We start from the raw sequence: 23,927 nt of genomic DNA on the forward strand, positions 1-23,927 counted from the left end.
ATTACAGACTGATTCGATTGGATTTAAGTCGAATTTAATCGAAGCAAGACATGGCGTTGCAGTACACTCTGTAACGCCTTTTTTGCTTTTAGGGATGAATAGGAAAAGACAATGCTTCAAACTTCTTGGTTATTTTGGGCGCTCATGTCGGCGGTATTTGCGGCGATGACCGCAGTGTTGACCAAACTTGGTGTGGCGAACATCAACTCAGACTTGGCGACCTTTATTCGTACCTGCGTGATTCTTGTTTTGGTTGGTTTGATTGCTTACGCGACCAAGCAGTTCAGTGCTATTGGAGAGATCTCGACCAAAGGCATGGTGTTCTTGGTGCTATCGGGTTTAGCGACAGGTGCATCGTGGCTGTGTTACTTCCGCGCGATGTCATTGGGGCAAGCTTCTCAAGTTGCACCGATCGACAAACTAAGCGTGGTGCTGGTGGCCATATTCAGTGTGGTTTTACTGGGAGAAAAGCTCAGCATGGTCAACTGGATGGGGATTGGTTTGATCACCGTTGGCGTGATTTTGGTAAGCCTACAAAGTTCTTAAAGGTCACTATCACCTAAGTATCTCGTCTCTTTGAATAGCGAGAGACGGATGTAATTCAGAATCGATATGTAGAGTACATGGGCTTCATGAGAACAGTTTGGTTTCTCAGCAATTTGCTAATATATTCTGGATACTCGATTCTTCGCCTCACTATGGCTCGCTAGAATAACCTCAAATACCACACAGTTCCTTTCATTACGTTCTTTGACCCACTTTCTGAATCACAAACGTTTGGCACTGATTAAACTGTGCGAAAGCATGTAGTTCCTCTTCTAAAGCGACGAAAAACGCCTCTCTGTCTTTGAGCGAAGGCTCGGTAACTAGGTTAAGAACGTTCAGCGTTGAACTGGTTTTATCCACTTTGCAGTCGGCGCGCGCGACCAGTTTCCCATCCCACAATATTGGCAGACAAAAGTAACCGAACTGGCGTTTTGGCTCTGGAACATAACACTCTAACAAGTAATCAAAGTTGAAAATTGCGCTGGCGCGTTTTCGTTGGATAAGCAGGTTATCAAATGGGGAAAGGATTTTGGCGCGTTTTCGGTTGAGCCGTTTGTCGAGCAAGTTCAGCGTATCGCTACAGGCATAGTAAGCTGAATTGTTGATGCTAATGGCTTCTATCTCACCCAAATCGACCAATTCGGACAGAGCTTGTTGTACTGGCTTCTTAACCCCTTTCAGTAGGTAAACCATTTCAGGCAAAGTGCCGAACCCATGAGATTTAAGATAGTTGAGGACTAAGAATCGCGCGTGTTCTTGCTCGGTTGGCATCGATGTATCAACGTCTTGAGGCAGAACATGTGAGGTTAGGTCATACACTTTCTGGAAGCTGCGACGTTCGCTAATCATCAAATCGCCTTGCATGAATAAGTTCTCTAGGGCGCGTTTGGTTGGCTTAGTATTCCAACCATCGGTCTTATGGTTGGCAGATTCGAAGTCCTTTGCCATCAATGGGCCTTCTTGCTCAATTCTCTTCAAGATAGACGCCATCAAGTCGTGGTCTTTTTTGTACCAATGCTTTTGCTGATCGGATTTGATCGCCGCTTTGCGAGGTAAGCTATGACGGTATTGCGACATAGGTAAATACGCCGCCGCATGAGACCAATATTCGAAGACTTTCTTTTCTGCTACCAGTTGGTCTAGGTGCTCAAGCTGGTAGCTTGGGTTTCGACTCCACAAAGTATGATGGTGAGCGCGCTGAACGACAGAAATCGTATCAATTTGCACATAGCCCAGTTGCTCAAAGGCGGCTAAGGTCTTTGCTTTGGCGCTGCCTTTGTTGCTTGCTAGCGGCAATCCTTGAGAGAGCAGAGCCAATTTTTGTGCTTGAGCAAGATTGAGTGATTTCATGTCGTTATTTGTCTTCCTTGTTACTTTCTATTGCCCAGGAGCTATTGCTCGGAAGGTTGCTTAGTGGCAAAGCCTCGCAGAACGTTGGTCAGTGTAATGGTCGCAAAGACCACAATCACTAATGACAGATGCCACGCTTGGCTTAATCCGAGCTGCACCAATGCCATACTTACAATCGATGACACCACCATTTGGCCACCACCCGACATCGCCGCAGCTGCACCTGCTTGTTTCTTATAGGGTTGCATTACCATAGCTTGAGCACAAGGTAGAGCGATAGCATTGCCTAAAATCATCAGCAGTTGGCCTAGCATTAAGTACAGCGGCTCAACAGGACAGAAGAACAGCCACGCTGCGGAACTTACGTGCAGGATTGGCGTGACCAATAGCATCTTCTTCGTGCCGATGATTGGGCGCACACGGTTACAGATACTGGTGCCGCAAATCATGCCGAACGCCGGAATCAGTGCCCACATTGCGTATTGATCGGATGTCATGCCGATTTGGTTTTGCATGATAAAAGGCATCACCGAAACGGTCGTGATCATCAAGCTGAAGTTAAGCCAACCAATACTGGCAAAGCTCATAAAGTAACGAGAAGTCAGCAGATCACGATATTGCAGCAGCATCTTTTTCGGTGATGGCAAGGCTGAGGTTTGTGTGATGGTTTCTTGGAAGCGAAATACGATCACAGTCCAAGCAAACAATACGTAACCCAACAGCGAGATAAACACCATGGTCCAGCCGAAGTGGGCGTTAATGAAGCCACCAATGACAGGAGCGACCAAGGGTGTGATAGAGACAGCCATCGCAATGTAGGACAAAGCGACCGGGAGTTCAGGACCATTGAAACGATCACGAGTTGAGGCTCGGGCTAACACCGCGCAACAGCCTGTGCCTAAACCTTGCAGAAAACGGCCTGCTACCATGCCAGTGAAAGTGTGGCTTAGGAAGATGATCATCAACAGGCCGAGCATGGCAATCAACAAGCCAGCCAGCAGCACCTTTTTGCGGCCCAATGCATCGGATACCGGGCCATAGATAAACTGAGACGGACCAAAACCAAGTAAGTAAACACTGACTAACAGCTGAGCTTGGTCGAGGGAAATATCGAAATCTTTCGCGATCCAAGGAAGAGATGGGAACACCAAGCCCATGCTGAGCTGACCAACACTGATGATAAGACATGCCAGCAAGATGGTTTTAAATTCAATTGGTCGACTCATGATTTTTCACCATCGCCACGGCGGCGCAGGCTTCCTTCCTCATCAAATTCATTCAATTTGGCTTTCACACGTTTGACCGTCGATAGGCTGACTTCGCATTGTTCTGCGACGTTTTGTAGCGTATTGCCTTCCAGAAGCAAAGTCGCAATGTGTTGATGCTTCGCTTTGTCTGCTGGACGACCTCTGAATTTCTGCTTCCACATCTGTGGGTCGTCTTTTAGTGCTTTGCGGCCTTGTTCTGCAGCAAACAAGCGATGTTGAGTTTGCACGTGTCCGTAGCCTGAAAGCAGCGAAAGCAAGGTTTGTGTTTGTACGGAATCTGGTTCAAAGGTTAGTGGCTCACAAACGGTTTTTAGGGTGGCGCCTTTGTTAAGGAGAGTTTGAATCGTGCTTAAGGCTTGGCTGAAGTCTCGACCAAAGGCGGTTAGCCACCAAAGTACAACGGTGTCGCCAGATTGCACGGTACTTAAGAGTTGTTGAAAGGCTTGTCGCTCGGCTGGTGGCGTGCAGCCGCGTACCTTGTCCTCAAGGTGGATTGCTTCAGGAGCAAAGGCTTTCAAAGCGTTGAGCTGCTCGGGGTAAGCTCGGTTTTTAGGGGAGTGCCGCGTATATAGAAAGGTAGCCATGGGTGCAATGCGTCTCTTGAAATTGGGTCATATACTGTAATGGTCCATAAATATACAGAGGTTTATTAGTAACCACAACACCAAATGAACCATTGGTTCGAAATCTTAGAGGTAGAAGCAAGAGACAGAAGAAATGAGGAAATAAAAAAGCCAACCGCTTGGGTTGGCTTCTCTGGAACTAGGCTTTGGTTGTGCTGCGCTCTATCAATTTGACTGGTACCATCATCTTCACCAAGCTGCTGTTTTTATTGTTGATTTGATCAACGATAATTTTCACACATTCACGCGCTAGACGACGGAAGTCTTGGCGGAAAGTGGTCAGTTGGTAGCTCAACCATTCCGTTTGTGGGATGTTGTCGAAGCCGATGACTTTCAGATCTTGAGGGATACGGATACCACACTCGAGACGCGCAACATCCATGACCGCCATCGCAAGGTTATCGGTCGCACAAAACACCGCTTCTGGACGATTCTTATCGGCCAGCATGGCACGTACTTTATCCAGTGAGCTTGCGTAGTCGTAGCTCGCTTCAATGATGCGCGGCGTTTTACCTGTTAGATCTTCAAACTCCGAGCAGAAGCCACTTTGGCGCTCGTCATTGGTAAAGGTTGGGACTTCACCTGTCAGATAAACCGCGTTTTTCACCCCACTTTCGTGCAGCAGTTGTGCCGCTTGTTGGCCAGCTTCGTAGTTGTCACTGATAACGTAACTGCTCTTAGTGCCTTCTACGACGCGTGCATACTGAACGATAGGGATATTGAACTCTTCACACTCTTCATACAGTGATTTGTTGAAGGTAGCTGAAGCGGCAATGACACCATCTACGCGGTATTGGAAGATGTTCGGGATTGAGTGGTTGTCTTCATCATCCACTTGCCATGGAATCAACACCGCTGAGTAGCCTTGCTTCTGCAATTCACTTGAAATCAATTGAAGTGTTTTCATGTGGATAGGGTAGTCCGCATCTGGGAATACCAAACCGATCAACTTAGATTCGTTGGTGGTCAAGCTACGTGCAAAAGCATTTGGACGGTAGTTTAGGGCTTTCGCGGCTTCGAAGACCTTTTGCTTGGTCTTTTCTGACACTGAGCTGCCCGGAACAAACACACGCGATACAGTAGATTGAGAAACGCCAGCCAGTTTGGCAACGTCCTTCGATGTTACGGTTTGTTTTGCAGGATTCATGTGAGTTGATTCATAAGTCAGTTTAACTGTGACTAGGTTAACACAAATAGGTACGTAGTCATAAAGAGAAATCGGCAAGATTTAGGTAAATAAAGGGTTAGATTGTATTTTCCAAGGCGGTTTGGGTCGTACCCAAATTGCAACTCATGTTTTGGATATGAAAAAAGCCCTACCCAAAAAAGGTAAGGCTTGCTCTTATTTCCCATTTCCACTAAATCGAATAAGTTACGTAACCGGAATAACTTATCTCGTGGCTATCAGAAGTAGTAGCGAATACCTGCCGCGAATTGATCATCACGATTTTCGAATTTGCTGCCATCGTACTGATCTTTACCTAGGTCGAACTGGTATTCAGTCCAAACTAGGAATTTGTTCTTCTGGAAGTGGTATTCAAGACCAGGAATCAGCAAGTTACGCTCGTAACCTTGCGTCTCGTCACCACGATCTTCCATGTAGTTGTAGTTCAACGTTGGGCGTAGGCCGTTGTCGAAGTGGTAGTAAGTGTAAATTTCGCCACCTAGGGTATCGAACATCACGTCCGTACCGCCTTGGCTCACCGCTTCCCAGTTTTCGCCAACGTGGAAAGTCGCACCTGCGTAAAAGCCACCGTTGCTGTAGTTCGCACCCAATAGCATGATGCGCATGTTGTCGCCGTTTTCTACGCCAACCACGCTTGCGTCTAGATCGGCTACTTCATTTTGATGGTAAGCCGCACCAAGTGTTACGCCATCAACGGGTTTGTAAGTGATCGACGCACCCATGCCGTTTTTCAGTGAGGCTGTCGCATTGCTTGCTAGAGCAACATCTTCACGCGTGGTTTGGTAAGTAAAGCCGTAGCTCACTTTTTCATTGATTGAATTGCGGTACGTAATTGAGTTTTCAGCACGACCAGCACCTGATGCGATACCCCAGTCAGCTAGGTTGTAAACACCTGAGCCACGAGTACCGAATACACGACCTAAATCGGTGTACCATGCTACGTCGTAGAAGGTAGACCACTGCTTAGTACCCGCAGCAATCTTGCCGTATTTTTCGTGATCAACACCTGCGTATAGCAAGCGGTCGTAAATGTTGTCGCCGTTCGCGCCAGAGTTGTAGCCCCATTCCGCGTGACCGAAACCAGTCCAGCCGTTATCTAGGCCCATTTGGCCTTTCAAACCGAAACGTGAGCTGCCGCTGTTCCATTCGCCGTTGTCATCACCGCCACGGTCTTGGTAGCGAAGATCGAAACGGCCATCGATGGTTAGGCTGTCGCCAGCGTCATTAACAAAAGTGTGTGCAGCAAAGGCTGAGCTAGAAGTAAGCGCTGCTAAAATCACTGCAGAAAGGGTCGACTTTTTCATCATCAATCTCATTATTCAGGGCGCAGAAAGCCACCGTGCGTTCATGCCCGTTTTGAATAAGGGTTCTATCTTGAGGTTGTGCCCCATCCTTGAGGCACGAGTTGGGAGCATGTCGCCTGAACCGAGAGGGGATTCAGGCAACATAAAGGCGGGTTGACAATCCGCCCCTAGGACTTCTTATAGAGAAGGGTTTAGGATCTGTTGAGTACGCTCAAACACATCTAGACCTTGCTGTTTTAGCCAGTAAGGAAGGTCGATCAGTACCCAGTTCTCAGATAGCTTGTCGCCGTCACGGTAGTAAACGTCAACCACTTGCATGTCTGCGCGTACTTCACCGCCCGTCATACCTAGGAAACCACCGATTGGCGTGTTCGATAGGTTTGGCCAGCCGAAGAAACAAGAGAAGTTACCTTCAGCGAAGCGACATACGTGGCCGTTAAACTTTTTGTCTTTTAGGTTGTTACGGAACGGCAATTGGTGCTGCTGTTGGTAACGAGGAATTGTGTAAGACGCACCGATACCACATGGACCGTACCAAATCATGTCTTTAGACCAGCTCTTCTCAAGAACTTCTGGTGGGCAACCCATTGCGCCGCTGTCGTTCAGTGCAGATAGGTCATCAACCATCTTGTTCACTAGTGCTAATGTTGCTACGCCTTCTTCTGGTGCTGCGTCTTCGAACAGTAGACCATCGTGGTTACGAGGACCAGGGTATACGAAGTGCTTACCTGTTGATGGTGGCAGTGGGTAACAACCCGCTTGGTCCATCGCACCTAGAAGGTCTAGGAATAGGCCAGTCTTAGTGATCTTGCCGTTTTCAACACAGTTAAATTCTGCGTAACGGATGTTCATGATCTTGCCAGTTGGACGCATACCTAGGTATTCAGCGTCGAATAGACCCATGAAGTGACCCATGCTCATTACCCAGATTTCACCCGATGTTACTTCGTTCTCACCACCGATGAAGATGTCTTGACGACGCTGCATGCGAGTCATTGATTTCATCAAAGGAGCCCAGAAAACGTCAGCCGCTGCTTGAGCGCCTTGTTGCTCACGGAATGGGTAAACACCACGCCATAGGTAATCTTCTGAAGTGTGTGCTTTTAGTACTTCTGCAACGTTCTCGTGAGTTGCGTTTTCCATTGCGCTGAAGTATTCACGTACAACGCGTTTCGCTTCTTGATATTTAGACATAATAAACTCTCTTATTTGCTGTCGAGTCGGCTTTGGGAACAGGACTCGAAATTAAGTTTTTTCATCCGGCCGGGGAGCCAGCCGGAGTTTTTGAAATTCAGTTACGCTTTTGCTGCTTCAGCTTTTTTGCTCTTATCGAACACGCCGCCTTTTAGTGTCTCTGGCAGTGATAGCCATAGAAGACCAGCAAGGATCCATACGATTGGTGAACCCCACATCGCGGTTTGTAGGTCGGTACGCTCTTGGATGAAGATAAGTACCATTGGTGCCCACATACCGATGATACGACCGCCGTGGAATAGCGCTGCGCCGTAGCTACGTAGGTGTGCAGGGAACAGTTCTGAGAAGTAACCTCCCCATACCGCAGAAGAAGACAGGCCGAAGTTGTAAATCAGACCTAGGATAGCCAGCATGTTTAGGCCGCCAATCACCATGTCGCCAGGGGCAACGAAGAAGATTGAAACCATGATGCCCGCTAGGATGAAACCAAATGCGTTCACCTTACGGCCGAATTTATCTGCCGCCCAACCCCAGAACCACGCACCAAACAGTGAACCAAACGCTGAGATAGAGAAGATGAGACCGATGGTTGCACCGTCGAACATACGTACATCACGTAGGTAAGTGGTTACGAAGCCACCGAAGAATTGGAAACCGTAGAAGTTCAGGCCAGCCAGCAATAGACACGTTAATGTGATCTTACGGTAAGGTTTGCTTAGCATTTCGCCCCAAGAGCCTTTTTTCGCTGGTGCATTTGATGCCTCAGCTTTTGCTTGCTCTTCTTCACCGTAAGCGATCACTTTGTTGTCACTAGGTAGCACAAAGATCATGACGACAGCCGCTGCCAATGGTGGGATACCACCCACAAGCATTAGGCTTTCCCATGGTGCATCGATGCTTGCAATGAATGCTGCATACGCACCCATTACCATCAGTGCTACAGAGAACATAGAAGACGCGAATGCCGTCAACTTACCACGTACCGTTGGCGTAAATAGGCCGATCATCAGGCTCACTGCTACGGTGAAGTAACCACCCAGTGACAAACCAATGATGAAACGCATTGCTGCCCATGTTGCGTAGTCGGTGAACATCATATTGATGATAGTTGCGCCACCATTAAGGGCTGTGATGGTAATAAGAGTGGATTTCTTACCAAATTTTGTTGCGAACCAAGCACAGCTTAATGCACCGATGAGTGCACCAACCGACTGCCATGTATAGAACTGGGCAGTGTCTGACAGGCTAATACCATCATACGCTTCAACGATGTATGGGCGTACGTAGTCAATAATTACAAAGTTATAACAATAGAAAAAGTAACCAACCAGTATCGCTAGATAGGCAGCTACCCTTTGAATCATAGGAACTTCGCTCATGTGTCTTTTGGCATTCATGACCGATAAACCTCTATTTCACTTAGGATTTGTTGCTATTCAAACTTAATGAACACGATCTTATTGGGATCATCTTCGATTTCGTGTCGGGGTGAATCATAGTTTTTTTAAGGTTATTAGATCCGTGATCAAAATCAATTTTAAAATGAATGCGTACCCATTTTGTGGGTTTTAGTGACAAGGATCTCACTAATCGGCGCTTTTGGCGATTTTGAATACATTTTCACCTATATTGGTGATAATAATCACACTTACAGTGGGATTGTCGTTTAAAAATGCCTTTTTACAGTAATATCTGGGCATAATAATTAGCTACCCAGAATTAGGAAAACCTTAAAATGGTTACGTACTCAAGTTTTGTGGTGATTGCGTTATATGTAGCAATTACCATAATAATCAGCTATTTAGTGAATAAGCGCTACAGTGTTGGTGGCGACTTTTCCACGGGTGGAAAGCAATTTGGCTGGTTTACGGCAGGTGTTTCGATACTTGCGACTTACATTAGTGCGATGACGTTTGTAGGGATGCCTGGTTGGGTTTATAGCTCTGGCATGGAAGCGATGAGTATTCACCTTAACTATCCCATCGTTATCTTTTTCACTGTTATTTTCTTTGTACCTGTCTTCTATAAGCTGGGTCTGACTTCGATTTATGAATACCTTGAGCACCGCTTTGGGGTGTATGCAAGAACCATCAACTCGATTGTGTTCATTGTGGTTCAATGTATCTCTGCGGGTGTGATTTTGTATGCCGTGGCGCTGATCTTAGTGCAAGTTCTGCCCATTAGTATTTCTGAAGCCATCATCTACATTAGTATTTTCACCGCTTGCTATACCTATGCGGGCGGGATTTCCACGGTTATCTGGACCGATATGTTGCAATCTGCAGTATTGGTTGCGGGCAGCATCGCTATCTTTGCCATTCTAATGACAGAGATTAATGCGGCAGATTACCTTTCTCGTGATCACCTGAATATCATCAACTTAGACTTTGATTTAGGCGTGGATACCACACTCTGGGCTGGCGTGGTCGCAGTGAGCTTTTTGCATTTGAGTGTGTACGGCACCAACCAATTGATCATTCAACGTACGCTGGCGACGAAGTGTGAGAAGACCGCACAAAAATCGATGCTGCTTTGTGGTTACGGCTCTTTTTTCATTTACTTGTTCTTTGCTGTGCTTGGCGTGTTGTTGAGCGTCTTTTATCAAGACCAATCGTTTGAGAACAGCAATGAAGTGATTTTGGATTTCGTATTCAATCATACCAATCCAATCGTCGTGGGTTTAGTCATCTCGGCACTTGCGGCAGCGGCGATGTCCACGTTGGACTCTACATACAATTCAATGGCAACCGTTGCCACGTTTGATATCTACAAACGCTTTGTTCGCAAAAGTGCAAACGGCGAGCACTACGAGAAAGTGGCAAGAAAGATGAGTCTACTTGCTGCTGCACTGGTGGTTGTGCCTGCGCTTCTGGCGGTGTCGAATGAATCGGTACTCAAAACCATCGCAAGTTTGACGTCTATTTTTGTTGGTATCCGTTTAGGTTCGTTCGTGCTTGGTTTGTTCTGGGAAAAAGCCAATGAGAAAGGCGTGATAGTCGGCAGTATCATGAGTGTCATTGCGGTGTTTACTGCAATGTATCTCGACGTGGCTTGGCCGTGGTTTGCGCCAATCGGTACGTTTATCTTTCTTTTGTTTGGTGTGTTAGTGAGCCGTCGTTGGGGCTCCGTGACTGCCGAGCAACAAATCTTTATCAATAATCAAAAACATCTTTTTGCAAAGCCAACCGCAAGCCATTACGGGCTATTGGTGTTCGCCGTGGCGACCATCGCTGCTTGTATGGTTCTCCCTGATTGGCTTTATGCTGCATTGTCGTAATAGGTAAGTTTATGCTGTCCATCTTTGATATTTACAAGATTGGTGTTGGTCCTTCTAGCTCTCACACCAATGGTCCAATGATCGCGGGTTACCACTTCACTCGTTTGATTGAATCGAACTTGGCAAAAGTGGTTCGTATTCAAGTTGATTTATACGGCTCACTTTCGTTGACGGGAATTGGTCACCACACGGATCGTGCAACAATTCTGGGTTTACTGGGCAATAAACCAGACACCATCAAAATCGCTTCTGCGAACAAAGCCATGCGTAAAGCGGTAGAAGAGGGCATGATGTCTGTCGATGGCCGTCATGAAATCGAATTCAACTACAAAACGGATATGTTGTTCCATGAAGAGAACCTTCCTCTGCATGAGAATGGCATGACGATTACTGCGTTAGATGCGCACGGCAATCAGGTTGGCTTTGAAACTTACTATTCTATCGGTGGCGGTTTCATCGCAACAGCAGATGAGTTGCAAAATGGCAGCGCGACTGCTCCAGTAGAGGTTGAATTCCCATTCTCAAGTGCGGATGAAATGCTGGCGCAAGCCGATAAGAATGGCATGAGCCTTGGCGGTATGATTCTGAAAAACGAGCAAGCATTTCAGGATATGGAAGCCATCAATCAGCGCGCAGAACAGATCTGGCGCGTGATGACGCGTTGTATGGAACGCGGCTTTGAGACAGAAGGTATTTTAGATGGTGGCCTGAACGTCACTCGTCGAGCGCCGAACTTGCTGAAGAAGCTAGAAGCGAACGCAGCAATAGAGAACGATCCGATGGAAGTCATGGATTGGATTAACTTGTTTGCCTTCGCTGTAAGTGAAGAAAACGCCGCTGGTGGACAAGTTGTTACGTCACCAACGAATGGTGCGGCGGGTGTGATTCCAGCGGTATTGATGTACTACCATCGCTTCATCAAAGAGCTTGATACCAAACAGCTCAAAGACTTCCTCGCAGTCTCTGGTGCGATTGGCATCTTGTACAAAACCAATGCCTCTATTTCGGGTGCTGAAGTAGGCTGTCAGGGCGAAGTCGGCGTGTCTTCTTCCATGGCGGCAGCTGGCTTGACGGCGCTACGTGGTGGCAGCAATGAGCAAATTTGTATTGCGGCCGAGATTGCCATGGAGCACTCACTAGGCATGACTTGTGACCCAATTGGTGGCTTAGTGCAAGTACCATGTATTGAGCGTAATGCGATGGGTGCAATGAAAGCGATCAATGCTTCTCGCATGGCATTAAAGCGTAATAGTAAATGTTTGATCTCGTTGGATAAGGTGATTGAAACCATGTACCAAACGGGCAAAGACATGAACAAGAAATACCGCGAAACGTCACTGGGTGGATTGGCTTTGATTCACCTAGCACCGCCTTGCGAATAATGAGTTAAGCAAGCCTAACCAACAAAAAAGCCGATGTACTGATAAGCATCGGCTTTGTTTTTTGTTGGTGTGACTGAATGAGTTCGGTGGGTTTATCGCAATAGGAAGTAAGGCGTATTTACGTAAGCGTGTCCCGCTGAAATCGCATAAGGCAGTACGACTTTACCAACAGATACCGCGGTGTTTACCAGTGGTTGAACGTTGATATTGGCATTCATCAAAGTAGGGCGAACGTTGGGAGCTAAGCGATAGTGGCTTGGAGTGGAAACACAGCCAGAAAGTGTAGACGTAAATAGCAGTGCAATGATGATTGATTTGATGGCTTTCATAATGGTGACTCTCAAAAATAGTATTTTGGCTCTGGTTTTGGTTATCGGGATGAGCCTTGGTTGAGAGGAAGATTGCCTGAGTCGAACGAACGTCACCATCAATGTAAAACAAGTCATAGCGCACAAGACTAAAAGTAACACTATGCGTAACTAACAATAATTATTTTCGAGGTAAGTTGCTTAATAAGGTGCCTGTATTGGTTTGTTAGTGCTTTGGATAGAAGATGAAAACCGTAAAAAGCCAGAACGATATCTGTTCTGGCTTTATGTCTTTTGGGACGAAAAGCGTTATGCTGCTTTTAAATGGCAGACGCGATTTTTTCCCAATCTTTTTGCTTGATAAAGTGCTTTATCGGCTTGTTCCACTACATGATGGTAGCTGGTTTCTAACGGAGTAAATCCCACACTTGCCGTAAATCGTACATCGCCACAGCCCAATGCGAGGTGATTTCTTTGCAGCGCCGTTAGGAAGCTATCAAGCTGGTGTTTGGCATCGAATTCGTCGTTGGCTTGGAACACGATTGCAAACTCTTCACCGCCATAACGCGCTAAGCAAATCCCTTTTGGTTTAGGGAAACAGTCGCGCATCACTTCAGCCGTTTTTTGGATGACTAAATCGCCCACTGGATGGCCGAATTTATCGTTGATGTATTTGAAGTTATCAATGTCGACCATCGCGATAAAACGGTTCTCTGAATGAAGCTCTCTCGACACTTTTGCTGCCAAGCACGCTTTGTTTTCGAGTTGCGTAATTGGATCTTGATGGCGCAAACGGTCATGCAATTTGAGGTTTGCCAACGCCACTTGGGCGTAGTTCTGAATCAAGCTCAGCACGCATTTGTAAGTTGGGAATCGGCAGCTTACGTAAGTCACGCCAAGTAATTCACGGCCATCAAACAGAGGAATGCAGTAGTGGTTGCTATTGATTTTGAGTTTTGTCGTTAGCTCGTCGCCGTACTTCTTGTTGCGGTAAGTCAGCACACTATGAGAAAAACGCGCTGCGAGCTCAGCATCGGTTAACACCAGCTTTTTGTTGCCGTGATAATCGAGCGTGTAAAAGCTGTAATTCAAGCTGTCGTAGACACAGAACTGTATGCCTTTGTGGTAGCAAAAGCGATCCAAGACATGCTTGAGTTGGGTTTTGAACTCACCAACGCTCTCCGTGCCATTTAAGCGTGCTAATGATAAATGCAGTTGGTAAGTGAGGTAGTTGATTCCGATGGCGAGTGCGAGCAGAGAAGCGATGACTCCAGCGGTAAGTGTGAAAGGATAACTGCTGTTAAGGATGTCGGCACGGTCTGTTCCAGCGACAAACACCCAGTTTAATCCGTTGTCTGCATCGAAGACTGAAATTTTGAAGTTATCTTGGTAATAGTATTCGTGTTTACCAAACAGCAAACCCGACGCGACTTTGTCACTGATGCCACCATGATAACTCACCGAATAGTCACCGATGCGGCTTGGATCTGGATGGAATACCAAGCGTTCGGTATCTCTGTCTACGACAAACACATAACCTTTATTCAATGTTTTGAGACCACGCAATTGCTGAGTGGTGTGGAGCAGATCGAACTCAAGCCAAAGTTGGTATTTCAGATTTGGATTGGTGTGTTTGATAGCGAATACCCAGCGTTGTTGCGGGTTTTGGTACAGCGAGGAGATAGAGAATTTGTCGCTGACAGTATCCAGTTTATGCCATTGAATAGCGCTGGTATCTGCCTGCTTGATTTGCCCAGAAAGGCCATAAGCGACGCTGTCATCTGCTGTGGTATAGAGAATGTTGGAGTATTGAGGAGAGTAGTCGATGATGCCTTGGCTTAGTTCACGGAAGTCAGGATCATTGAGGTCTTGTTTGCTTGCTTTTAATGCGGTTTCTAGAAGATAAAATTTGCTGAAAGCCGCTTCGATTTGGGAGTGTATCAACCGTTCGGCAGTGATGATATTGGTTTGTGATTGCCGATAGACCATCGACTCGGAATCGACTAACTGAGCATAAGCCAGATAGACCATGAAGCCTGCGAGTAATAGCAGGTAAGGCCGCAGAATACGGATTAAGAATTTAGGTAAAGCCATATGCCAAATAACGTTGTATATATTATAAATGTGATTTGGCTAACAATATTAGATTAGTTTCACTTGCGCATCAATGCGTATGGTGTGTTCTTTGAGCTGATTGCTGTTTATGTATTCGAAACGTCGATAAAACAAACCCAGCTTACGGCTGGGCTTGTCAGAACTTGTAGGAATAAGCTGCATTTCTGTCAGGTAAGCTTTTTACTCCGGTTGATAATGCAGAATCGCCATCGACGTAGGAGAAAGCAGTACTTCGCCCTCGGCATGACCAGGATTGAGGTTACGCACATTGGTATCACAAACGGTCACCCACTCTTGACCACGCTCATTTGGTAGCTTAAATCGCGCAGGTGCGTTGGTTTGGTTGATTAGGTACACCAACTCTTGCCCTTCCTTGCCGATGCCTAAGTGAAGCGCCACAGAGCTTAAACGGTTCCAATCGTCGTGCTCCATTAGGCTACCATCAATACGACGCCAGAAGATGCGGTTGTTATTGCGATTCTCACCACTAAACGCTCGAATGAATGGCACCATATACTGATTGCGATTGGCGACCATTTGTGACATCCACACTTTAAAGTGCTGCTTGCGTTCTGTGCTCGACCAATCTAGCCAACTGGTTTCATTATCCTGACAGTATGCATTGTTGTTGCCCCCTTGAGTGTGCGACAGCACATCCGCGGTTAGGATATGAGGGATACCAAAAGCAAACAGCAAGCTCGCCATTAAGTTGCGTTTTTGTTTTTCGCGCGTGGCGATGATCATCAGGTTTTCGGTTTCACCCTCTACGCCATAGTTTTCTGAGCGGTTGTCACCGTGACCGTCGCGGTTTTCTTCCCCGTTGGCTTCATTGTGTTTTTGCTTGTATGACACCAAATCTTGCAGGGTAAAGCCATCGTGATAAGTGATGTAGTTGACCGTGAGTTTGTATGGCCAGTTCGCTGCGCTGTAGATATCACGAGAGCCCATCAAACGTGTTGCAAACTCTTTCAGGTAACCTTGGTCACCGCGCCAAAAGCTGCGAGAGATATCGCGAAGCTTGTCGTTACACTCATTCCAACCAAATGGGAAGTTACCCACTTGGTAGCCGTTAGGACCAATGTCCCAAGGCTCTGCAATCAGCTTAGTTTCTCGTAATACAGGATCTTGCGCGACCGCTTTGAAGAAGGCCGCTTCTGGATTGTAATCGTCACCCTGTCGACCTAGTGTTGCTGCCAAGTCAAATCGGAAACCGTCGACTTTAAACTCGCTTACCCAATAACGCAGCGTATCCATGACGAGATTTAGCGCAGGTTGGTAGGTCAAATCAACGGTGTTGCCGCAACCGGTAAAGTTCGCAAAATGCTGGCCGTGCTTGATGTAGAAATGCGGGTCGAGCGCTTTTAGATTGAAGATGGTAGGGCCTTCACCGCCTTCCGCTGTATGGTTGTAGACCACGTCAAGGATCACCTCGATGCCGTGTTTATGTAGCTCGCGGATGGTGGTTTTGAGCTCGGTTACCGCGTCTTTTTCCGCATAGCGAGGATCTGGAACCATGAACAAGTATGGGTTGTAACCCCAGTAGTTCACTTTATCCATCTTAAGCAAATGCGGTTCATGCATACACGCTGCGACAGGTAGCAATTGCAACGTATTGATGTTTTGCTGTTTGTAGAAGGCAAGCATCTCCGGAGACGCTAGGCCTTTATAATGTCCTTTCGCTGAGCCTTCAATCTCTGGGTGTTGTTGAGTTAACCCTTTCACATGGGTTTCAAATAACACCATCTCTTCCCTTGGTATGCGCGGATGATCGGTATCTTGCCAATCGAAGTTATCTTCAATGACGACACACTTTGGCATATCAAAGCTTTTAGCGGGAGAGAAAGGTGGTTGGTAATGGAGGGCCTTATCAATCGATTTAGCGTAAGGATCGGAGATGAGCAACGGTTGATCTTGATGCTCTACCACATAACCATATTTCTGCCCCGGTTTGATGTCAGGGATAAACGTGTACCGAATACCAGCGTATTCATTGGGCAGATCGTACAGTGAATAACGGCCATCGTCAGAAAACAAGGCCAGTTGGATATCTTTACTACTCGGTGCGTGAATAGAGAAGTTACAACCTTCTTTATTAACGGTTGCACCGAGTGGGTATGGGCGAGAATGAAGTTGTGTCATCAGCGAATCTTTTTTTAATTTTATTGCTACCTTTAAGAAACTATAAGTTAAAAACTTTGTCTTACTAAGGTCAACCACCTTAGATCGAAAAATATCACTGTAATTTAATTACTTTCTATGACTCATTTTTGTCAAAATTATGAATTGGCTATCACTTTGTAGCGGCCTAAAATTGAAGAAACTTACTAATTCCTCCCTAGATTGGTGATCTGACTCGAAAAAACACCATTCGGTAAATTTTCTCATCCCTTCTCATCCCCCCTAAATTAGTTTGGGGTGGAGGACGTCATCCTTGTACTCCTTGGGTAATCTTAAGACTGTTGAAACAAACGGGGACTTGTTCCCATCTTACCTCTCTTTCTTTTGGTGCGTTTTTACTGCCTATATTCACCAAAAAGAGCGAGCAGGGAAGACAGAATTATAAATACCCTTAATGGAGTTAAGAATGAAAAAAGTAAGTGCAATTGCAGCGGCTGTTGCTGCAACTTTAGCTGCTGGTTCTGCGTTCGCAGTGGATTTCCATGGTTATATGCGTGCTGGTGTTGGCGTTAGCGCTGACGGTGGCCAACAAGTAACATTTGAAAAGAACAAAATCGGTCGTCTAGGTAACGAAGGCGATGTATACGGTGAAGTTCAACTAGGTAAAGAAGTTTACAACAACAACGGTAAAACGTTCTACGTTGACTCTATGTTTGCAATGACTTCTAACGGTTCAAACGACTGGGAAAGCACTTCTGCTAACTGTGGTCTTGACGGCGCTGGCGATGTTAAATGTGTTGATGATGCACAATTCGCACTACGTCAGTTCAACGTTCAAGCTAAAGGTGTTCTAGATTTCGCTCCTGAAGCGACTCTATGGGCAGGTAAGCGTTACTACCAACGTCACGACATCCATATCTCTGACTTCTACTACTGGAACATCTCTGGCGCAGGCGCTGGTATCGAAAACATCGAAGCTGGTCCAGGTAAACTATCTCTAGCATGGGTTCGTAACGACCGTTCTGACATCGCTGACCCAGGTAACGATGGCGGTGACGCAAACGTAAATACACTTGATGCGCGTTACGCGGGTCTTCAAGTATGGGATAACGGTTCTCTAGAACTAGGTCTAAACTACGCGCTAGTTAACGAAACTGACGCTGCGCCAAACAGCACTAAAGATGCGAAAGATGGCGTAATGTTCACAGCTGAATTGACTCAAGGTCTAGATTCAGGCTTCAACAAAACTGTAATTCAATACGGTACTGAAGGTTACTCTAAAACAATGGCGTTTTACGGTGACGGTAGCTGGTACGGTGCAGAAGCAAACAGTGGCGCATCTGGTTACCGCCTAATCAACTGGGGTGTAATCGGTATGGGTGATAGCTGGGAACTTGGTCACCAACTTGTTTACGGTGTAGGTGAAGACATGTGGGACGGCCAAGACAAGTGGGAAGCAATGTCTGCTGTTGTTCGTCCAATGTACAAATGGGATGACAACCACAAAACTATCTTCGAAGCAGGTTACGCTATTGATGATAACGACGGTGCAGAGAACAAATACGGTAAGCTAACAGTTGCTCAAGCATGGTCTGCTGGCTCTAGCTTCTGGGCTCGTCCTGAAATCCGTCTATACGCTTCTTACCTAACAGCGGATAAAGACGACAACTCGAACACATTCGACAACGGTCGTTCTGACGATACTTTCCAGTTCGGTGTACAAGCTGAAGCTTGGTGGTAATCATCTAGCCACTAAGTCCTAAATTGTCCTAGAATGATACAGCCAGAACCTTATCTGGCTGTATTTATTTCAAAAAACAATAATGAGTCGAGGTAGACGGTAATGAAAAAATGGCTTGCTCCCGTACTGTTGGGAATGTTGGCTACAGGTTGTACTTCTGTAGAACAAGTCGATATGAGCCCGAAAGGTCAGCAACAAGTGATCACGCAATCGGGCGACATTCAATGGGTACCAATTGATGTGCCTGTGGTTACTGAGTTCGCTTTGACTGACAAAAGCCAAATGCTGTTAGATGGTAATAGCGCTGGTGCAATTGCAGCGTTCGCGTTACCAGGTAATCGTGGCAGTCTCGATATCAAACTAGAGACATTCGTAAACAAAAATCTAGAGTTTTTCGCTCCTAACGTCGTGGTAATGAACACGGCTGGCGAAACTATTTACCAAGCAGATTTCTCAAAGTTTAAGTACGAGCCAGCAAAACTGTTGGATAACGATAAATTCGTACTTGAAATGAATGTGATTCCTGACATGACAGGTAACGACTTGCATGTTTTGGTTTACACGACTTCTTCTGATCTCAAAGGAAGCTCAGAAGTTCTTCACCCTGCAAAAGCCTTCGCTCTGGCAAATCACACTCAGCCGCCAGATATTGCAGATCCTCAAGCGAAACATAGCCCACTCGGTCAGTTCCGTTTTTCAGTATCCGCGAATGATATCGTGAATACTAAGATTATCGCGAAAAACGACAATATTCCGCAAGGTACAGACTTAACCAGTTACTACCATAACGCCATCAAAGCAGCCGTCGAAGCGGATGATATTCCGAAAGCTCTGACGCTTCTCGATGAGGCAAAAGAACTGGGCATTGAAGGTGCACAAACTGTATTTGTTAAAGCAGTAAATACCAAATAAACGAATAAAAAAGGCCAGCAAATTGCTGGCCTTTTTTAATTGCATTTAGAACGATAAAACTCACCCCTACATAGAGTTAGCTTATTCACAAATTTATTTGTTTTACTTTGTTTTTCATATTTAACAGATCAATAATTAAAGTGTGTTCCTAACCTTACTCGTCATCGATTAGGAAATAATTAAACCTATCAAAGTAATTCAGCTCAGCAAGGTAGAGAATAATACTCTTTGTCAGTAGTTCGATATTTGTTTCTTTTTAAATATTAAACTTTTACCAACTTGGTGAGTTTTTATTTACTTTGGAATATTAAAAAGGAATTAACGTGAAAATGAACATGATGAAAACTTCGCTTGCTGCTGCCCTAGTTGTCGCTCTTGTTGGTTGTCAATCGACGACTGAACCTGAAGCGGTTGCCGAGCCAATTGTTAATCTGTCTCAAGACGAAGTCGTTACTTTCATGGCGGCTTGTGACAACCCAGATAGCACGGCGAAAGGCCCGATCTCTAAACCTTTATTTGTTGTCGGTACGTTTGCTGATTCTGATTGGAAACATGTACCTCAGCGTCAATATACCTATAAAGGCAATAACTTTTACCAAGTTGTGACGCAAGAAAAAGTAGGCTCGTACAAAATGCAATATGCAACAGAATTGTGGTTTCCTCAATTTACTGCAAAAGGAAACCGAATGAATGTTGGTGAATTAACCCTACTTACATTTGGTGGCTACGGGACGGATACTTCGGTTGATATTAAAGAAGATGGTAAATATGTCTGGAGTCTTCAATTTGAAGGAAAAGGTAAGCCAGTTCACGTAATGGTTAATAAGTGCCAATAATATTCCATTCAGTTATTTAGATTTTATTTGTTATTTATTAACCCCAGCATGTAATTCATGTTGGGGTTAATTTTATCTGGGAGAGTTTTAATGCATCATATCCGATATAAAAATCTGCTCGGTAAATCTCTTATTGCCTTGAGTGTTGTCGGCGTTTTATCCGCGTGTAATTCCTCTGGTGGAAGCGATAGTGGCAGTACTCCGCTTCCTGATACAAGTTATGCTTGCCAAGCGAATGTAATGGAGCAAAGTAATCAGCTCCGTACCTATCAGATCATGGTTGAAAGCTTTGTTGATGGCGATTCGAATATAGGCCATGGAACGGGTTACGGCACCAGTCATCACAACGGTGATCTTCAAGGGATTATTGATTCGCTCGATTACATCCAAGATTTGGGGATGAACGCAATTTGGCTTACTCCGATTTTTGAGTCCCAAGCGATCACGGGACAAGATCATTGGGCCGATCGTTTGGATGCAACGGGCTATTTTGCCACGGATTATTTTAAAATTGATCCTCGCTTTGGCGATGTAGAAACCGCGAGAACGCTGGTAGATGAAGCACACAAACGTGGCTTGTATGTCTTCTTTGATGGCGTGTTTGGTCATCACAAAGAAGGGTTGATTAAACCATCTCCATTGGGTTTGTTACCTTCTGGTTCGAGCAATCCAGTGGATTACCCAGCAAGCTTAGATTTCTATAAAGAAGTCGCTACTTACTGGGTAAAAGAGCTCAAAATTGATGGTTGGCGTTTAGACCAAGCGTACCAAGTTCCAACCGACGCATGGACACAAATCCGCAAAGCGGTGGATGAAGCCTCGCAAAGTGTGACTTACACCAACGCGGGTGGTGAGCAAGTGAATGCTTTGGGTTACATGGTCGCTGAGATCTGGAAAGGTGAATCAGAAATCGCGAGTGACGCATACGGTGCGGCTGATGAACCTGCGTTGTGCTCTGCATTTGATTTCCCAATGCGCTATCGCGTGGTGGAAACTCTTGCTGTGAACGAGAGCGGCGTTGGCGGTCGAGGTGTGGATTGGTTAGACAATGGCTACCAAACACACAACCAATATCCGTCTCATGCTCAGCCAAACTTGATGATTGGCAATCACGATTTGGTCCGCTTTGGTGACTTGTTGCAACGAGGCGGGTTAGCTGATGTGAACGACGCCGAATACTGGCAACGCCACAAAGCCGCGTTTGCATTCCAAGCGGCTTATACCGGACCAATCACTCTCTATTACGGAGATGAAATTGGTGACCAAGTTGATGGTTTTGCAGCAAAAGAAGACAACAATACGTGTGCGGTTCGTGGGGTGTGTGATGATCACGTCGCGCGAAGCAGTGCCAAGATCGAAGGCGTAACCGCTACCTTAGATGCCAACCAATTTGACCTAAAAAACTACGTTAAGTCATTGATGGATATGCGTGCTGCTCATCCTGCTTTGTATCAAGGCAGCCGCACTAACTTGGTAGCAAGTAATGGCAGTTATGTGGACTTGAAAGTATCTGGCGATGACCAAGTCTTATTTGCTTTGAATACCCTTGAGAGTGCCCGCAATATTGTGCTGACAGAAGCGCAAGTCGGCAGCAATCAAGCGCTGGTGGATTTAATCACTAACCAACAAATCACACTAAGTAACGGGCAATACCAGATCCCGATGTCATCATTACAAGGGCGCTTCTTCAAAGTGAGGCAAAGCGGACAATAAGTTTTCCCCATTCATCCAAAGCCAAGTGTTGCTGCTGACCCCCATAGGCGCACGCTTGGCTTTTTTCGTATCTTTGTCTAAGATGCCGTTCTTTCTTGTTCTTCGGTGGCGATATTGCACGTTGAATTCCAGCTTTCCTTTCTACATCTATTTGTTTTATATCGAACATTCACCGCTAAAAATTGAAAGAAACAGTACGCAGTTTGTGAGATGTGCTGCACGATAATGAGAATATTCACATTCATGCAAAGTCAAAGTGTGATTTAAGGCTTACTCATGTGTAATTGTTATGTTTATCTTTTTGTGGATTTATATAACTAATGGAAAATTATAATGAAATCCATAACGAAACCCCTCTGTCTATTATCTCTTATTTGCTCTCCATTCGCGTTCAGTCACGTTCTTAATGGCGACTTTGAACAGTGGAATGGTAATGCACCAACGCAGTGGTCTGTGATTGATTCCGGCATTGCTGTTTCACCGACCAGTGACCCGCACCAATCTGGTGGTCTTGCGGCTCAAGTTATCGTAAATACAGGTACCCAAAGCAACACCGACTTTTTGCAAACCATTAATGTGGAGCAAGGGAAAACCTACCCATTTTCTGTCGCGGTTTATCATACGGAAGGAAATGTTAAAGCGCGTTTGGTGGTTGATGGATACCACAACTACTCTAACCCTCAGCAAACCAATCAGTGGCAACAACTCACGCACAGTTACACTGCATCATCAAACAAAGCGATCAATGTCGGGTTACGCTTTTATGATGAGTCGGGCTTTGACGGCTCTGAAGTCGTTTATGTCGATAACTTTCAGCCAAATCAAAGTGGTGGTACTCAGCCACCGGTAGAAAGCTGTAATGACAACGAAGTGTTACTGACATTGAACACTGACAGTTATGGCTCAGAAACGAGTTGGGAACTGAAAGATAGCCAATCGCAAGTTCTGTTTTCAGGCCAAGGTTTTGACTCTTCGAAAACTTACGAAAAAACCATGTGCCTAGCGAACGGCGATTACCAGTTTACGATCAGTGACAGTTATGGTGATGGCATTTGTTGCGGCAACGGCAGTGGTTCATACGCCTTAATGTTTGGCCAAACCACATTAGCGTCTGGTGGTGAATTCACGAAATCTCAAACCACAAGCTTTACTCTTGGCGGTTCAACGACGCCTCCGCCTGTTGTCAGTGAGTACTATAAAGCCGCAGAAGGCAAAACAGGTTTTGAGTTGAAAACAGCGCTGTTTAACATCATCAAGGATCACACAGGACGCGGCTACTCAGCGATTTGGACCTTAGTGAAAGACGCAGATTTAGACAACTACTACGAGAAAGATGGCTCCATTCTCGATATGTATTCTGAAAAACCATCTGGCAGCGATACGGTGAGCTTTACCAAAGTCACTGACCAATGTGGCCAATACAAAACGGAAGGCGATTGCTACAACCGTGAACACTCATTCCCTAAGAGCTGGTTTGGTGGCAAGGTTGAACCGATGAACTCGGATGGTCACCACTTGTTTGCAACCGATGGTTATGTGAATGCGAAGCGCAGCAACTGGCCATTTGGTGAAGTGGGTAACAGCACTTACGTATCTAGCAATGGCTCAAAAGTCGGTTCAGCAAGCTCTACTTTGGGCTATTCAGGAACGGTATTTGAGCCTATTGATGAGTTCAAAGGTGATTTTGCTCGTGCGTATTTCTACATGGCGACGCGCTATGAAAACGTCATTGGCAACTGGGAAAGCAACACTAGCAACTCTGACGCGGTATTGAACGGCACGAAAACGACCGTCTTTGAACCATGGATGCTGAACATGTTGAAACGTTGGCACAAAAACGATCCTGTCAGCGCGAAAGAGATCAGCCGTAACCAAGCGGTGTTTGAATTCCAAGGTAACCGCAACCCGTTTGTGGATTACCCTGAGTTTGTAGAGATCATTTGGGGAAACTAACCCCATAGCTAAAGCAAATCGTTAGAAACAACAAAGCCGCCATCGTCACTGCTCGTGCGGCTTTTTTAATACCGTTGTACAGGCACAAAAAAGGGGAGGTT

At 45.8% G+C, this 23,927-nt stretch carries 18 protein-coding genes; 8 read left to right on the forward strand and 10 right to left on the reverse strand.

What is annotated here, in order from left to right; all coding sequences use genetic code 11:
• Nucleotides 1–111 precede the first annotated feature (111 nt).
• A complete protein-coding gene (locus tag C1S74_RS18585) occupies nt 112–546 on the forward strand; it encodes an EamA family transporter (protein WP_033004842.1) in 435 nt (144 codons plus the stop codon).
• Nucleotides 547–741: 195 nt separating this feature from the next.
• On the opposite strand, the gene C1S74_RS18590 is transcribed toward C1S74_RS18585, so the two are convergent.
• The 7 genes from C1S74_RS18590 to C1S74_RS18620 all read right to left on the reverse strand — a co-directional run bounded on the left by C1S74_RS18590 (nt 742) and on the right by C1S74_RS18620 (nt 8,868).
• On the reverse strand, nt 742–1,896 hold the full coding sequence (locus C1S74_RS18590) for a winged helix-turn-helix domain-containing protein (RefSeq protein WP_045396711.1): 1,155 nt from the start codon (nt 1,894–1,896) through the stop codon (nt 742–744).
• Between the two features lie 41 nt (nt 1,897–1,937).
• Nucleotides 1,938–3,122 (reverse strand): multidrug effflux MFS transporter, encoded by a 1,185-nt coding sequence (locus C1S74_RS18595; protein ID WP_045396714.1) that lies wholly within the window; start codon nt 3,120–3,122, stop codon nt 1,938–1,940.
• Nucleotides 3,119–3,748 carry a recombinase family protein gene (locus tag C1S74_RS18600; protein ID WP_045396716.1) on the reverse strand — a complete coding sequence of 210 codons (630 nt, stop codon included), beginning with the start codon at nt 3,746–3,748 and terminating at the stop codon, nt 3,119–3,121. The genes C1S74_RS18595 and C1S74_RS18600 overlap by 4 nt, the downstream gene beginning before the upstream one ends.
• A gap of 178 nt (nt 3,749–3,926) precedes the next feature.
• A complete protein-coding gene (locus C1S74_RS18605; protein WP_045396718.1) occupies nt 3,927–4,934 on the reverse strand; it encodes a LacI family DNA-binding transcriptional regulator in 1,008 nt (335 codons plus the stop codon).
• 257 nt (nt 4,935–5,191) lie between these two features.
• On the reverse strand, nt 5,192–6,277 hold the full coding sequence (locus C1S74_RS18610; protein WP_017634480.1) for a porin: 1,086 nt from the start codon (nt 6,275–6,277) through the stop codon (nt 5,192–5,194).
• Between the two features lie 177 nt (nt 6,278–6,454).
• Entirely contained in the window at nt 6,455–7,471 is a 1,017-nt protein-coding gene (locus tag C1S74_RS18615) for a nuclear transport factor 2 family protein (RefSeq protein WP_005374772.1), read from the reverse strand.
• Nucleotides 7,472–7,572: 101 nt separating this feature from the next.
• Complete coding sequence (locus C1S74_RS18620; protein WP_045396719.1) at nt 7,573–8,868, reverse strand: MFS transporter; 1,296 nt, start codon at nt 8,866–8,868, stop codon at nt 7,573–7,575.
• A 338-nt stretch (nt 8,869–9,206) separates the two neighbouring features.
• On the opposite strand from C1S74_RS18620, the gene C1S74_RS18625 reads away from it, so the two are divergent.
• Entirely contained in the window at nt 9,207–10,748 is a 1,542-nt protein-coding gene (locus C1S74_RS18625) for a sodium:solute symporter family protein (RefSeq protein ID WP_045396721.1), read from the forward strand.
• Nucleotides 10,749–10,759: 11 nt separating this feature from the next.
• On the forward strand, nt 10,760–12,130 hold the full coding sequence (locus tag C1S74_RS18630) for an L-serine ammonia-lyase (protein WP_045396722.1): 1,371 nt from the start codon (nt 10,760–10,762) through the stop codon (nt 12,128–12,130).
• Nucleotides 12,131–12,222: 92 nt separating this feature from the next.
• Here C1S74_RS18630 and C1S74_RS18635 read toward each other — a convergent pair whose 3' ends face one another.
• The 3 genes from C1S74_RS18635 to glgX all read right to left on the reverse strand — a co-directional run bounded on the left by C1S74_RS18635 (nt 12,223) and on the right by glgX (nt 16,692).
• Complete coding sequence (locus tag C1S74_RS18635) at nt 12,223–12,459, reverse strand: hypothetical protein (protein ID WP_045396724.1); 237 nt, start codon at nt 12,457–12,459, stop codon at nt 12,223–12,225.
• 288 nt (nt 12,460–12,747) lie between these two features.
• Entirely contained in the window at nt 12,748–14,469 is a 1,722-nt protein-coding gene (locus C1S74_RS18640) for a sensor domain-containing diguanylate cyclase (protein WP_082038996.1), read from the reverse strand.
• A 264-nt stretch (nt 14,470–14,733) separates the two neighbouring features.
• Nucleotides 14,734–16,692 (reverse strand): glycogen debranching protein GlgX, encoded by a 1,959-nt coding sequence (glgX, locus tag C1S74_RS18645; RefSeq protein WP_045396729.1) that lies wholly within the window; start codon nt 16,690–16,692, stop codon nt 14,734–14,736.
• A 445-nt stretch (nt 16,693–17,137) separates the two neighbouring features.
• Between glgX and C1S74_RS18650 the strand changes: the two genes are divergently transcribed.
• The 5 genes from C1S74_RS18650 (at nt 17,138) to C1S74_RS18675 (ending at nt 23,826) form a co-directional block, all read left to right on the forward strand.
• On the forward strand, nt 17,138–18,412 hold the full coding sequence (locus tag C1S74_RS18650) for a maltoporin (RefSeq protein ID WP_038881260.1): 1,275 nt from the start codon (nt 17,138–17,140) through the stop codon (nt 18,410–18,412).
• Nucleotides 18,413–18,514: 102 nt separating this feature from the next.
• The gene (locus C1S74_RS18655; RefSeq protein ID WP_045396732.1) at nt 18,515–19,324 is read left to right on the forward strand and encodes a MalM family protein; all 810 of its coding nucleotides are present in this window, start codon (nt 18,515–18,517) and stop codon (nt 19,322–19,324) included.
• 329 nt (nt 19,325–19,653) lie between these two features.
• The gene (locus tag C1S74_RS18660; protein WP_045396735.1) at nt 19,654–20,160 is read left to right on the forward strand and encodes a hypothetical protein; all 507 of its coding nucleotides are present in this window, start codon (nt 19,654–19,656) and stop codon (nt 20,158–20,160) included.
• Nucleotides 20,161–20,250: 90 nt separating this feature from the next.
• Entirely contained in the window at nt 20,251–21,873 is a 1,623-nt protein-coding gene (locus C1S74_RS18665; RefSeq protein WP_045396738.1) for an alpha-amylase family glycosyl hydrolase, read from the forward strand.
• 333 nt (nt 21,874–22,206) lie between these two features.
• Nucleotides 22,207–23,826: an endonuclease gene (locus C1S74_RS18675; RefSeq protein WP_045396743.1), complete on the forward strand. Its 1,620-nt coding sequence runs from the start codon at nt 22,207–22,209 to the stop codon at nt 23,824–23,826.
• The last annotated feature ends 101 nt before the right edge of the window (nt 23,827–23,927 follow it).

The organism is Vibrio hyugaensis, assembly GCF_002906655.1.
GTDB lineage: Bacteria > Pseudomonadota > Gammaproteobacteria > Enterobacterales > Vibrionaceae > Vibrio > Vibrio hyugaensis.

Coding starts and splice junctions, on each gene's coding strand:
- C1S74_RS18675 (WP_045396743.1), top strand. CDS start 22,207: ATGAAATCCATAACGAAACCCCTCTGTCTATTATCTCTTATTTGCTCT.
- C1S74_RS18590 (WP_045396711.1), bottom strand. CDS start 1,896: ATGAAATCACTCAATCTTGCTCAAGCACAAAAATTGGCTCTGCTCTCT.
- C1S74_RS18585 (WP_033004842.1), top strand. CDS start 112: ATGCTTCAAACTTCTTGGTTATTTTGGGCGCTCATGTCGGCGGTATTT.
- C1S74_RS18635 (WP_045396724.1), bottom strand. CDS start 12,459: ATGAAAGCCATCAAATCAATCATCATTGCACTGCTATTTACGTCTACA.
- C1S74_RS18605 (WP_045396718.1), bottom strand. CDS start 4,934: ATGAATCCTGCAAAACAAACCGTAACATCGAAGGACGTTGCCAAACTG.
- C1S74_RS18595 (WP_045396714.1), bottom strand. CDS start 3,122: ATGAGTCGACCAATTGAATTTAAAACCATCTTGCTGGCATGTCTTATC.
- glgX (WP_045396729.1), bottom strand. CDS start 16,692: ATGACACAACTTCATTCTCGCCCATACCCACTCGGTGCAACCGTTAAT.
- C1S74_RS18665 (WP_045396738.1), top strand. CDS start 20,251: ATGCATCATATCCGATATAAAAATCTGCTCGGTAAATCTCTTATTGCC.
- C1S74_RS18655 (WP_045396732.1), top strand. CDS start 18,515: ATGAAAAAATGGCTTGCTCCCGTACTGTTGGGAATGTTGGCTACAGGT.
- C1S74_RS18650 (WP_038881260.1), top strand. CDS start 17,138: ATGAAAAAAGTAAGTGCAATTGCAGCGGCTGTTGCTGCAACTTTAGCT.
- C1S74_RS18625 (WP_045396721.1), top strand. CDS start 9,207: ATGGTTACGTACTCAAGTTTTGTGGTGATTGCGTTATATGTAGCAATT.
- C1S74_RS18640 (WP_082038996.1), bottom strand. CDS start 14,469: ATGGTCTATCTGGCTTATGCTCAGTTAGTCGATTCCGAGTCGATGGTC.
- C1S74_RS18620 (WP_045396719.1), bottom strand. CDS start 8,868: ATGAATGCCAAAAGACACATGAGCGAAGTTCCTATGATTCAAAGGGTA.
- C1S74_RS18660 (WP_045396735.1), top strand. CDS start 19,654: ATGAACATGATGAAAACTTCGCTTGCTGCTGCCCTAGTTGTCGCTCTT.
- C1S74_RS18600 (WP_045396716.1), bottom strand. CDS start 3,748: ATGGCTACCTTTCTATATACGCGGCACTCCCCTAAAAACCGAGCTTAC.
- C1S74_RS18610 (WP_017634480.1), bottom strand. CDS start 6,277: ATGAAAAAGTCGACCCTTTCTGCAGTGATTTTAGCAGCGCTTACTTCT.
- C1S74_RS18615 (WP_005374772.1), bottom strand. CDS start 7,471: ATGTCTAAATATCAAGAAGCGAAACGCGTTGTACGTGAATACTTCAGC.
- C1S74_RS18630 (WP_045396722.1), top strand. CDS start 10,760: ATGCTGTCCATCTTTGATATTTACAAGATTGGTGTTGGTCCTTCTAGC.